General features: G+C 23.0%; 13 protein-coding genes. 5 read left to right on the top strand and 8 right to left on the bottom strand.

What is annotated here, in order from left to right; all coding sequences use genetic code 4:
- The first annotated feature begins 609 nt into the window (after positions 1–609).
- The 4 genes from SCANT_RS02770 (at position 610) to coaE (ending at position 4,348) form a co-directional block, all read left to right on the top strand.
- Positions 610–888, top strand: coding sequence for a hypothetical protein (locus SCANT_RS02770; RefSeq protein ID WP_053946203.1), 279 nt, complete (start codon positions 610–612; stop codon positions 886–888).
- 13 nt (positions 889–901) lie between these two features.
- Positions 902–1,942, top strand: coding sequence for a hypothetical protein (locus SCANT_RS02765; protein WP_053946202.1), 1,041 nt, complete (start codon positions 902–904; stop codon positions 1,940–1,942).
- 96 nt (positions 1,943–2,038) lie between these two features.
- A complete protein-coding gene (locus SCANT_RS02760) occupies positions 2,039–3,748 on the top strand; it encodes a hypothetical protein (protein WP_053946201.1) in 1,710 nt (569 codons plus the stop codon).
- Positions 3,749–3,772: 24 nt separating this feature from the next.
- The gene (gene coaE / locus SCANT_RS02755) at positions 3,773–4,348 is read left to right on the top strand and encodes a dephospho-CoA kinase (RefSeq protein WP_053946200.1); all 576 of its coding nucleotides are present in this window, start codon (positions 3,773–3,775) and stop codon (positions 4,346–4,348) included.
- Between the two features lie 53 nt (positions 4,349–4,401).
- Here the strand turns inward: coaE and SCANT_RS02750 are convergent, their stop codons facing one another.
- From SCANT_RS02750 to SCANT_RS02725, 6 genes are all read right to left on the bottom strand, one after another.
- Positions 4,402–5,262, bottom strand: a complete 861-nt coding sequence (locus SCANT_RS02750) for a hypothetical protein (protein ID WP_053946199.1) — start codon at positions 5,260–5,262, stop codon at positions 4,402–4,404.
- A 123-nt stretch (positions 5,263–5,385) separates the two neighbouring features.
- A complete protein-coding gene (locus tag SCANT_RS02745) occupies positions 5,386–6,000 on the bottom strand; it encodes a SprT-like domain-containing protein (protein ID WP_053946198.1) in 615 nt (204 codons plus the stop codon).
- An 11-nt stretch (positions 6,001–6,011) separates the two neighbouring features.
- The gene (locus tag SCANT_RS02740; protein WP_158500860.1) at positions 6,012–7,325 is read right to left on the bottom strand and encodes a Y-family DNA polymerase; all 1,314 of its coding nucleotides are present in this window, start codon (positions 7,323–7,325) and stop codon (positions 6,012–6,014) included.
- The gene (locus SCANT_RS02735) at positions 7,312–8,133 is read right to left on the bottom strand and encodes a TlyA family RNA methyltransferase (RefSeq protein ID WP_053946196.1); all 822 of its coding nucleotides are present in this window, start codon (positions 8,131–8,133) and stop codon (positions 7,312–7,314) included. The genes SCANT_RS02740 and SCANT_RS02735 overlap by 14 nt, the downstream gene beginning before the upstream one ends.
- A 25-nt stretch (positions 8,134–8,158) precedes the next feature.
- Positions 8,159–8,950: a hypothetical protein gene (locus SCANT_RS02730; RefSeq protein WP_053946195.1), complete on the bottom strand. Its 792-nt coding sequence runs from the start codon at positions 8,948–8,950 to the stop codon at positions 8,159–8,161.
- Between the two features lie 4 nt (positions 8,951–8,954).
- Positions 8,955–10,589 (bottom strand): 1-deoxy-D-xylulose-5-phosphate synthase N-terminal domain-containing protein, encoded by a 1,635-nt coding sequence (locus SCANT_RS02725; protein WP_053946194.1) that lies wholly within the window; start codon positions 10,587–10,589, stop codon positions 8,955–8,957.
- A 143-nt stretch (positions 10,590–10,732) separates the two neighbouring features.
- Here SCANT_RS02725 and SCANT_RS02720 point away from each other — a divergent pair, with 143 nt between their 5' ends.
- On the top strand, positions 10,733–11,452 hold the full coding sequence (locus SCANT_RS02720) for a glucosamine-6-phosphate deaminase (RefSeq protein ID WP_053946193.1): 720 nt from the start codon (positions 10,733–10,735) through the stop codon (positions 11,450–11,452).
- A 23-nt stretch (positions 11,453–11,475) separates the two neighbouring features.
- Here SCANT_RS02720 and xseB read toward each other — a convergent pair whose 3' ends face one another.
- Both xseB and xseA read right to left on the bottom strand, forming a co-directional pair.
- A complete protein-coding gene (gene xseB / locus SCANT_RS02715) occupies positions 11,476–11,679 on the bottom strand; it encodes an exodeoxyribonuclease VII small subunit (RefSeq protein ID WP_158500859.1) in 204 nt (67 codons plus the stop codon).
- A 1-nt stretch (position 11,680) separates the two neighbouring features.
- Positions 11,681–12,949, bottom strand: coding sequence for an exodeoxyribonuclease VII large subunit (gene xseA, locus SCANT_RS02710; protein ID WP_053946191.1), 1,269 nt, complete (start codon positions 12,947–12,949; stop codon positions 11,681–11,683).
- Positions 12,950–12,960 lie beyond the last annotated feature (11 nt).

Genomic DNA, 12,960 nt, shown 5'->3' with positions numbered 1-12,960 from the left:
GTTATAACATTCGAGAAGGAAAAGGTATTAAAAAAATAATGAAGACATGATTAGGTGCCAATTCAAAAAAAATTATGATTATTCAGTTAGTTGATTCCATAATTCAAAACCGAAAATTGAATTAAAAAATATGACAGACGTGTCTTATTGTCATTTTTTGTTAAAGAAGAAGAGCATTCTCAATAGTTATATATGGTTATAATGATTCTAGAAATGAATATGTCGTTAATTATGGTTGACCTGGTAGCTGATATAGTAGACAAATAATTAAGAAATCTGAAATTTGGTCATATTTTAGTATGGGTTTTTAATATGACTTAATAGATAAATAATTTAATACAAAAAACTAGACTATCTTTCAAGGTACAGTTTAGGATAGGCAAAGAAGTCAATGAATATTCAGCTTTGCTTCCTAAAAGAGTAAGAAAATGATATAAAATCTGTTGAACTAGTTAGTTTAATATATAATTTATATTTCATGTTTATTTTTTGTAAAAAAATAAAATTCTTAATAAGATATATGTAATTTACATTTTTTATATAACCTTTTTTTATTTTTACTTTAATGTAATATAAAAAAACTTTATAATCATAAAGGTGAGGTACTTTATGAGTTATTATTATAAGCATGAATATGGTTTTTCAACTCATTCTATTCAAAGAATAAGACAAAGGCTTAGACTTAAAGATGAAGAGGAATTTAAATTAAAAGATAAAATTTTAAAAATGATTGCAAAATCAATTTATAGTTTTGAAACTAGTAAACATATCTATATAAAAACATTAAAAAGTGAAGTTTACTTTGTTGTTGATAAAATTCAAAAAACTATCATTACAGCAACACCAATTTCACCAACAAAACAATTATGACTAATAGAAAATGAATAAAGAAGGAGCTAATATGAAAAAAATAAAAAGAAACTTAATTTTACCAACTGATTTTTTAAATAATTGGCTAACCCAAAAAGAAGATGGGTCATTTTGTTTTAAATACATTGATTTTGTAAGTGATAAAGTTGAAGAAATTAAGATGGATAATGTTCCTTTTATTGAAGTATTATTTAGTGATTATGAAAATTATGATGTTAAAAAAATTTTAAAACAATTTAATCAAATATCAAAAGTAGCTAAAGCAATTATTGATAAAAGAATTAAAAAAAATAAAGATAATATTGAAGTTACAGGTAAAGAGGTTCTTTTCTTAAAATATTTCTATTTTTTGATAACTATAATAAATGGTGAGTATAAATATTCATTTTCAAATTCTAATAAAAAATATAGAATTTTTGATGTTTTAAATAAAGATATTCAAAAAGAATATCGATTAATAATTTTAGATGTAATTAGCTATGTTCTTTTTGAAATGTATGATTATATTTTTAGTAAAAGAACTTTTGAAAGTCTATATGAATATGTTGAAGACTCTTCAATAAATTTTGATTTACAAGAATATCAAAAAAGAATAATTATTCCTTATGATATTTTAGTAACTCAAAACTACAAATTTTTAGATATATACTTCCACAATATTGTTAATAATACTTTCTTTAAATTTTTTAGAATATCTGATTTAGATAGAGAGACATTTTTATTAACAAATAAAACTATTGCAAACTTTATTGATGATAGAACAAAAATTAATATTTTAAGTATTTTTGTAATAGATCCAAAAGTAGCAATTGGTTTGGTTAATTTAGGACCTGGAAGAGGTGAGTATAGACCTTTATTTAAATACTTCAACGAAAGTGTTATTAATAAAGAAATCCTACCTTATTGTTTATCACCAGAGCATAAAATTGAAGAAGATGGCATTTACTTATCTGGTGAACAAAGATTTAAATTTTCAGTTTTTGAATTAATTGAAAATCAAGTTAAATTAATTAATGATTGTTTAACATATAGAGATTTAAAATCAGATTTTGATCAATTTATTAAATATTAAAAAACTCTATTAACAAAATAGAGTTTTTTAAAACCATTCTATAAAAAGAAGTTAAAAATATTATATAATTAATATAGTTTATAAGGATGTTATGTTATGGGCAAATTTAAGATTTTAAAAAATAATAAAAAATCGCAATTTATGATTATTGCTTTAATAGTTTGTTCTTTTTTGATATTAATTTATACTATTTTATTAAGTATATCTCCAATAATAAGTAAAAATAATATTCTAACTATTAATGATGCAATTTTACAAGAAAATTATCAAAATATATTATCAATGTTTTTATATAATGGCAAATCGTGAATAGTTAATCCAAATATATTTTTAATTTGTTATTTACCAATGTCTCTTAGTTTATTAGCAATTATATTTTTAACTAGTCGATTAATAACTTATTATATTGGTTATAAAATTAAAAATAAAAATGGAATTTCAAGAATCGTTAGACCAATTCGAAGTTATCAAATAACAATAATTTTTGTTTGAGTTTTTTTAATTTTATTGACATTAACAACTTTTTTATCTTTATTATCTGCTTCACCATTTTTTATGGGGGTATCATTACAATTTAGTATTTCAAATTTTATAGAAATTGACGAAGCTATTACAATCAAAATTGTAAACCAATTAGAAGGGCAATTTGGACAAATTTATTGATTTTCTTATGGTTGATTTTCGAATTTACAAGGAGTTAATAATCCTCAAGAAGTTTATAAAATCATTGATAAAATAATGTGATTCATGATGCCTTTTATCATTCAATTTCTTGCATTATTTTTAGGCTTTATAGGTGCTATTTTTGGTGAATGCAGTTGGTGAACAATTAATATTGCAGTTTTGAAAGCATTTGATCTGCAAACAGGTACATCATTGGCAGATCAATATGTTAAAGTTAAGAAACCTAAAATTAATGAAAAAAATTTAATTGATAAATCAATTTATAAAGATGATATTAAAATAAAAAATTCTGAGATAAGCAAAAATTTAGAAACTAATGACTTTAAAACAGCTGAAATTGCTAAAAATATTACTAATTGAGAAGCTAAAAGGGAGTTTGAATCAATGAATACAATTAATAATTTTGAAGAAAATAAAACTAGTGAAATTCAACAAAATCAACAATCTTTAGAAACAAAACCTTATGAAAATATAAAAGAAGTTAAAAAAAATTATAATGAAATTGATTTATCACAAGATAAGACATTTGATCCATTAGTTGAAACTAAGTGCATTTTATTTTATAAAAAACTAATTAAAATGTTAGAAATAGCAGATAACACAGATACACAATTGTATTTAAATGTTGTTGAAAAATTAAAAATAATTAAAGATTCACAATATAACGATTGATTAACTATTTCAAATGAAATCCAAAAAGAAATAAATTTTTTCACTGCAGTTGATCTTGAACTAGTAAATTTAATTGAAAATTTAATTTTAACTTCAAATAATAATTTTTTTGCAAGATATAAAAGTGATTTAGAAGAGTTAATCGAAGATTATTATTTTGCATTAAAAACATGAGACTTATTTCAAGCTGAAGTTAAACTTGAACAGATTTTAGCTATTGCGTTTACAAAAAAAGAATTACTACCAAAAATAGGATTTTGTTTAAAAAATAAAGTTTTAAATAATTTTGAAAATATTAATAAGAAAACAAATGTGATCAATAGATTAGAAAGTGCTAAAAATAATAAAGATTTTAATAGTTATAGAGATATTTGCATAGAAATAATTAAAGCTATTTCACCAATAAAATCAATTATTAGCAATTATATTAATAAAATAATTTATAATTAAAATTAATTAAAAGAGGTGTTTTTAATGAAAATAATAGGAGTTAGTGGTTTTATTGGTACAGGTAAAACAACTATGTTGGAATATTTAATTAAAAATCCCAAAATAAAAGTTATAGAAGCAGATAAGGTTTCTAAAGACATTCTTTATGATGTTAAAATTTTAAATTTTATTAAAAAATTTATGCCAGAGGCAATAAGTGAAAATAAAATTAATAGATCAATTTTAAGAGGATTTTTATTTAACAATCATAAATTAAACGAAAAATTTACGAAAATTGCTTGACCATTAATTTCAAAAGAAATTAATAAAATTATTGCTTATGAAAAAGACGCAGAACTAATTTTTGTTGAAGCTGCAGTTATAAGTGGAATTAATGTAAAATTTGATAAAAAAATATTATTAGTAATGGAAAATGATCAAAGAGTAAAAATTGTAAAAAAACGAGATAATAGGGAATTGGAAGAAATTGAATCTATTACAGCTTTTCAACTAAAAAAACTTAAAAAAACTAAATTTGATTATATTTTGAAAAATAATCAAAGTAAAAGTAAATTTTTTAAAGAAATTGATAATTTAATTAAATTAATTGAAGAGGGATAATAGATATTTTAAAGAAAATAATTATAAATAAAATCAAGATTGACATCTTGATTTTATTTATTCTTTTTTGAAATAACTTTTTTGGTTACAGTAGGTTTTTTATTACTTTGCTTTTTAACAATTGCTGATTCCTTAGTTTTAGTAGACACTTTTTTATTAGTTGCTTTTTTAGCAACAGTGGAAGTTTTAGTTTTATTGGTTAACTTTTTAGTAGTTGGTTTTTTCTTTATTTTATCATTTTTTATTAATCCAACTTGTTTTAAAGCTTCTTTTACAGCTAGTTGAATTAATTCTTGAGTTTCTTCTTGAGTAAACATTCTTTCATCAATATCTTTTTTTATTGAAGTTTGCTTGATTTTTGCTGATTTAGTAGTATTATTTGCTACTAAATCAGCACTTTTAGACGTTATATGGGGTCGATTTGCTCTTGGTAGTATTCTACCATTGGTTTTACCTTGATTTGCTCTTTTAGGAGCTTCATATTGAGTTTCTGGGTGATTACTCTGATAGTTTTGAGCATTTTCAATAACTGTTTGAAGATCAGATGAAGTATTAGAAGGTGATTGGTTATTTTCAGCCATTTTTGCTTTTAAATTGGCAATTCTATCATTTATTTCATCATTGTTAACTACTTTTGTCTCAGGTTCTTCATTATGAGGAAGTTTGGCAATTTTTTCTTTTTCTTCTTCAATTCGAACTTTTGCTTTTGATAAAATATCACCGATACTACCTGGAGCATCTTTTTGTTTTAGATTACTTTGAGCAATTTCTTCTTCAGTTTGAATACCATGCATTCGTCTAATTTTGGCGTTAAGTCCTTCATGAATAACTTTGTTTTTATTAAAGACATTCTGTAATTCACAAGTATGAATTTTTAAGTGAGTAGGGCAAAACTTTGGTACAATTCCTGACATAAAAACCTCCGTATAATCTATTTTTCAAAGTAAAGATATAATTCAATTTTAACATTATTAGGTACCAAGTAAAGGCAAATATTGTGTTTTTATAAAAAAGTGCATATTACAATATGCACTTTTTTATAATATTTCAAACATTATATTGCAGTCCATACATTTAATATTTAGTGTCACTTCTCTTGAATTGTTTATAATAGTATCGCAACCTTTACAAAGATACTTATTACTTTTATTATAACCTTTTGGATGATAATTAATAGCATCTTTATGCATTAAAGATGTGAATAGGTCTTTGTTAAAATCAAGTTCATTTTCAATAAATTTCACAAGTTCTTGTGAAGGGGAAGTAGATGAAAATCCACGTCTAGAATTTTTAGCAACAGTGAGCATAGCCACCTCTTCACAAATTTTTTTAAAATGCTTATTATGTCTTTGATTATTTTCAACATCTTTAATATTTCTTTCAAAATTATATTGATGTACCATTTCATGAACAAGCACCCCTATGATGTTTAAATAATCTCCATTTAAAGCTAAAGTTCAGATAGTTATTTGATTCAAATTATCTGATCAATCCTTTGCTGTATCAAAGTGACCTAAGGTTAGTCTACTTTTTCTTTTACTAGTTTCAATATTTATTTTAACTTGCAAGAGGGTATTGGAAAATAAAAATTTATTTAATTGATTATGGATTGAATGTAATTCCAAGATTAAATCATCAATTCGATATTTCATTTTTATACCCCCTATTTATTTTTTCATTTATTAATCATTTGCTCATTTGAAATATGAACATCGTCATTTTTTAAAAACTTAGATTGAACTACATTTTTCTCAATATATTTTAGTAATTTATCGCCAGTAAAAATTTTATCTTTTCCAAATTTTAAATTTAAATTATAAATAACTTTTTCAACTTCACTATAGTCAATACCTTCATATAAATCTATTTCATCAATTGATAACTGTTTTGTTTGTTCAATTTGATTTGCTAAATTACTTATTCTAACTCCTAACAATAATATTGGTTGACCAGTTCATAATTCATAAAAACATTGCTTTGCAACAGAATAAATTATTTCTGGATCATTTGTAAGTTCTTGAACTGATTCTTGTTTTGTAATATGCTTTTTTCTTAACTTATCATTATAAAATTCACTTGTATTATCATCTAAATATTTAACAACTATTGTAATAGTCTTACCTTGTAGAAATCTTTTTTTGGCTCTATCTGCAATTTTTAAACTTAACTCATATATTATTTCTTCAATCTCTTCATGATTAGTTGTTGTAAAATTCAAAGTTAATTCATTGCCAATTGATTTAAATTCACTAGCTTCTCTTGTTACTTCGTCATTACCTTTACCATTAGCTCAATATCAAAGCGTCATTCCCCTTTTTCCTAATATTTCAATTAAAAAATTTAAATCATGAAGTGCTAAATCTCTTATTGTTGAGATATTATTTTGATTAAGAATTTTTTGAGTTGCTGGACCTATCATAAACATTTTTTCAACTTTCATTGGTCAAAGCTTTTCTTCAATTTCTTCTTCTAATAAAAAGGAAATTCCTTTTGGCTTATTAAAATCAACACATGTTTTTGCTAAAAATTTATTAGTACTAATTCCAATTGAACAAGTTAAACCAGTTTCTTTATAAATCATATCTATAATTGCCTGAGCTGCATTTTTAACTGTGCCAAATTTTTTTCACGTTTTTGTCATATCAATATAACATTCATCAATTGAAGCAACTTCAAAACTTTTTGTAAAATTATTATAAATAATATCAAAAACTTTTTCTGAATAGTCAATATATAAACTAAAATCTGAATTTGCAATGTAAAGGTCTTTACACATTTCCAATGCTTTAAAAACTGGTGTACCTGCTCTTATTCCAAATTTTCTTGCATTATAACTTGCTGTAGTTACAATTGCTCTTCGATTTGGCGAAGCAACTACAACATTTTTATTTCTAAGACTTGGATCTTTTGCCATATGACAACTTGCAAAAAAAGCATCCATATCTAAAAGAAAAATTACTTTCTTATTCTTCTCCATTATTTTCAAAAAACTCCCAACATTCATTTACCAATTGCTCAATTAAATTTATATTAAAGCTATTTTGCAACTCATTTATTTTTTTAATATAACACAAATATTCAATATTTTTTTTCTTACTACCAAGTATTGGCGATCAATTAAGATCGATTATAGAAAAAAGATTTTGATTACAATAGTTAATAACTCTTTTAATTGCTTTAATATGTCCTTCTTTTGAATTAATTTTTCCATTTTTAACATCTTCACGATCTGACTCAAATTGAGGTTTAATTAAAATAATTCCTGTTACATTTTCATTTACTATATCTTTTAAAGGTAAAAGAATTTTTTCAACAGAAATAAAACTAACATCACAACAAAAAAAATTAATTTCTTTTTCAAAAAAACTTTTATTTACATTTCTAAAATTTGTTTTTTCTAAAGATTTAACCTTTTCATTACTTCTTAATTTTCAATCCAATTGATTAGTACCCACATCAACTGCATAGACATATTTTGCCTTATGTTGTAAACAACAATCAGTAAAACCACCAGTTGAAGAACCAATATCTAGACAAACTTTATTCTCAATATTAATATTTCAATATTTAATTGCTTTTTGTAGTTTATTACCTGCTCTACTTACAAATTCATTTTCTTGTTTAGTTATTTTAATTTTTACTTTTTCCTGATCAAATAGTGTTCCAGGTTTAGTTATTTTTTCATCATTAACTAAAACTTTACCATCAATTATAAATCCCCTAGCCTTATTTCTGTTTTCTGACAATTGCAAATCTAATAAAATTTGATCAAGTCTTTTTTTCATAGAGCAATCTCCTTAAAATAATTTTTTAAATCCTTTTTTTCTTTTTTAATTTAATTTTTTCTGCTTTTAAATTATTTATTTTTTTATTTCTATCAATATTTTCATACAGTTGATTTTCTTTATGTACTCACAAACTTACTTTTTTAAATAATTCACTACCATAAGTATCTTCAAAACCTTTTTTTAAAGCTTCAAGTTTTTTCATATATTTTGTTGTTGATAATGAAAAAGGTTTTGTTAAATTTAATTTATTATAGTTTCCTTTTTTTAAAGAGTCTCTAATATCTAAAAGCATTTTATTTTTTTCTTCATTTGAATCTACATAAATCTCTCTACTATTTTTAATAATTTCAGACTCATAAGTTTCATCTTTTAATAAATTATCTATAAAATCATTTGGATTTGATTCACTTGAAATTGAATCTCCAAAATCCTGAATTGTTTTTTCAACAATTGGATTTAAATTTTTTTGATATGCTTTTTCTAAGTTATTACTACTAGTATTTTTTATATTTTCATCTTTTTCAAACTCTAAAATATAATGCTCAGGTAAATTAGCATATATTTCTTTATTGAATTTATTTAATTCCTTTACTAAAGTATCTTCTGATCCTGTTGGAATAACTATTAATTTCTCATATTCAAATAAAATTTTCTTATCAGTTTGTGTTTTTAAATGTAAAATTCTTCTTAATTCTTTTAAATGCTCAAAAAATTCAATGTTTTCTTTACTAGTTTGCTTATGGAGTAAATCAACTATTTCTTTGTCTTTTGAAACTTTGTCTAAAAAATAATTTTTATCAATTATATTTTCCATATTCTTACACTCCTAATATTTTCTTTATAATGGATTCAACATCCATTTCTAAATCCTTTAATAATAATTCTTTTTCACCATGCTTTATATTAATTTTATCAAATGAAAAGTTATAAATATTAAAATTATTATATTTATTTTTAATATTTGTAAATAAATTATTTTTATTAATAACTTGTTCATAAACATAAATTTTATTATTTAAATGTTTATTTATTAACTTTGTATCAATTGGATTAATATATCGAGCATTTATTAAATTAATATTTAATTTATTTTTTTCTATATATTCTTTAAATTCATTAAGTACATTTCCATAACTAATTAAAGTAGTGGAATTTGTTTTATTAAAAATTAACTCTTCTCATTCACCTATTTCAAATTGGGAATTTGAACCATCTTCAATTGCTTCTAGATTTTCATATCTCAAAAAAAACTGCTTATTGTTTGTTATATAAGCTTGTTTAACCATCTGTTTCAAATCATTTATGCTATATGGTTGACAAACTATTGCTTGATTAAAGTTATTAATAAGAGATAAATCATAAATTCCATGATGACTAACTCCCCCACCATAACTTAAACCTCCCCTATCAATTAAAAAAGTAATTGCAAGATTATTTCTAAAAACATCGTGAACTAATTGATCAAAAATCCTTTGAAAAAACGTTGAATAAATTGATATAAATGTTTTTTTACTTGTATTTGCAATTGCACAAGCTGTTAGAACACTAAATTCTTCATTGATTCCTACATCAATTACATTTTGATTGAATTTATTTTTTAGATTATTAAAATTTGAAGAACTTATCATTGCTGGACAAACTAAATAATCATTTTTTGTAAAGTATTTTTCTAATTCACTAGATACTAGCTTAGAATAATTATTTGGAATTATCGCTTCTAGAGAATGATTTTCAAATAAAATTTCTTCACCACTATATCCCAAGGCTTTTTTAGTAATACAATGAATAAAAACATGTTTAGTTTCTTTTTTTGCTTGATCAAAGGCACTAAATAATTGGTCAAAATTATTTCCATCATTACATTTAATGTATTTTAGACCCAAAGATTCAATATACATTTTCATATCTTTTATCTTTATTGAATTTTCTCCAATTGCTTGATTATTATCATTTAATATTGTAATTGTTTTTTTATTTGTATTTTGTAAATTAATTAAACCTGGTAATGTATATGAACCTAAAAAAGCAGCATCTCCTATAATTGAAATAATGTTTTCCTTATTACTAGCCAATGCATAACCAAATTGATAGGCAATTGAAGTTGAACTATGTCCTGTACTAATTCAATCATGTTCTGATTCTTGAATTTCTTGAAAATTACTTAAACCTTTAAACTTTTTTAATGTATTAAATTTTTTAATTCCATGAATTAAAAGTTTATAAACATGAGATTGATGACCTGTATCAAATAAGACAATTGAATTATCTAGATTATAATAGACTAAAATTGATAATGTTAATTCAACAACTCCAAGATTACTTCCAATATGACCTTTATTTTTTTTTACAAAGTCATTTAAAAAAAATCTAATTTCTTGTGCTAGTTGTTTTAAATTTTCATTATCTTTCAGTTGATATAAATCTTTAAAATTTTTTAAGTCTATTAATTTCATTTCTTTTCACCTATCTTATTTTACAATATTGAGTCTATAAAAACCCAAATTGTTTGGGTTTTTTATTATTTACTTTCCTTTTTGGAAAGTAAATATACAATAACTTATTCTAAAATATTTTTATAAGAAAGGATTTTAAAAAAATGAGAGTTATTACAACAAAAAATTATGAAGATATGAGTAATAAGGCTTTAGAACTATTTATTGATATTATTAACAAAGATGAACATAAAAAAAGAATCAACGTTGCTTTAACTGGAGGAAAAACTCCTTTGCTATTTTATAAAAAATTAATAAGTAACTTAGATAAAATTAATGAATTAGAAAGAATTCACTTTTACAATTTTGATGAGATTCCTTATAAAAATGATCTTTCAAAGGGTATTACTATTGATGATTTAGAAAGAATATTTTATTCATTGACAAAAATAGATGAAGGAAATATTCATAAAATGAATATATTAAATTGAAAGGAACACATTAAACAATTGGAAACTGATGGAGGTTTAGATTTAGTTTTGTTAGGTATTGGCATTGATGGTCATTTTTGTGGAAATTTATCTGGAGTTACAAAATTTGGAGATAAAACAAGATTAATTAAAAATAAGGATTTGGAAAATAATATCAGCGTTCCAAAATTAGATAATAACTTATTTCATGACGAATATGTAACTATGGGGCCTAGAGAAATAATGGCAACAAAAAATATTATTATGATTGCTAATGGAGAAAATAAAGCAGAAATTATTGATCAGTTATTAAATGGTCCGGTTGTTGAAGATATTCCCTCTACAATACTAACATTACACCCTTATTTCAATTTAATTATTGACGAAGATGCAAACAAAATTGCAAAAAAATAAAATCTGGTTATTAAACCAGATTTTTAAAAATTTGTTACTTCATTGTTATCTAAAACTTTTTTAACTTCACCTTCAAGATTAGTTAGTTGTTCTTTAGCTTCCTTAATCATATCAGTTCCTTTTTTAAATAATTCAATTGAATCTTCCATTGATGTATTTGAGTCATTTAATTTATTTGAAATATTTTTAATTTCGTCTAATAGTTCATTAAAATTCTTTTTATTCATATTATTCATTTCCTTCCTCTAATTTAAAATTAACAGTTCCATCTTTTAATACAGCATTAATAAGTTGATTTTTTGATACATCTTTAACTGATCTAATAACTTTATTTTCTTGTTTTAAAATTGAATATCCCTTTGATAAAGGTAAATAAGGACTTTGTAATTCAATTTTTTCTTCATAAGTTTTTAATTCTATAATATTTTTTTCTAATTTATTTGCTAAACTTTTTTTTCAAATTAAAATATTATTTTCAAAACTAGTATTGATGAAATTTAGTTTATTTATAATAATTGAATTAAAATTTATTGAAGTATTTTTAAAGTTATTTATCATTTGATTAAATTTAGATTTTATACTTAATTGTAACTTTGCTGAAAAGTTATCAACTTCTATAATAATTTTTTCTATTTTATTTTTTAATACTTTAGCAAAGTCATTTGTTTTTGTAGATAAAGCTTGCAATACACTCTCTGTATCAGGAGTAGCTTTTTCTCCTGCAGCTGTTGGTGTGGAAGCTCTAAAATCAGAAACATAATCTGCTAGAGTTATATCTGGTTCATGACCAACACCACTAATTACTGGTATTTCACTTTCTTTAATTGCTTGAAGAACTTCCATTTCATTAAATGATCAAAGATCTTCGTAACTTCCCCCACCTCTTCCAACAATTAAAGTATCAATTTTTATTTTAAAGTTATTTGCTTGTTTTATTTTTTTAGCTATATCTTTTGCTGCTCCATCACCTTGAACTAATGAAGGGAATAAAAATATATTTACAGGAGGATATCTTCTTTTAATTGTTGTAATTAAATCTTTTATAGCATCTCCTGTTGCAGCTGTTACAATTCCTATATTGTTTGGAAATTTAGTAATTGGTTTTTTAAATTCATCTAGAAATCAACCTTGCTCTTGCAACTCCTTATATCTTTTATCATATAAAAGAGCAAGTTCACCAACTCCATCAACTCTCACATCATAAACTATAAAAGTAATTTTTCCTGTTGGTTTATAATATGATAAAGAACCTCTTGCAATTACTTCAGTTCCTTCTCGAATATTTAAATTAGTAAAAACACTAGCATTAGTTTTTCAAATCGCACAATCAATTTTTGCTTGACTATCTTTAAGCGAAAAATAAATATGTCCTGTTTTATTAAGAGTTAAATTTGCAACTTCTCCTTTTACATTTACATTTTTAAAAGTATTTGAATTCTCAAGATATTCTTTTAACATATCTGTAAAGTCTGTAATTTTAAAGATCATTTCTGTCATAGTAGCACCTC

Source organism: Spiroplasma cantharicola, from assembly GCF_001281045.1.
GTDB lineage: Bacteria > Bacillota_I > Bacilli_A > Mycoplasmatales > Mycoplasmataceae > Spiroplasma_A > Spiroplasma_A cantharicola.
The sequence above is the reverse complement of the archived record's forward strand: the minus strand, read 5'-3'. Positions and strand labels throughout refer to the sequence as shown.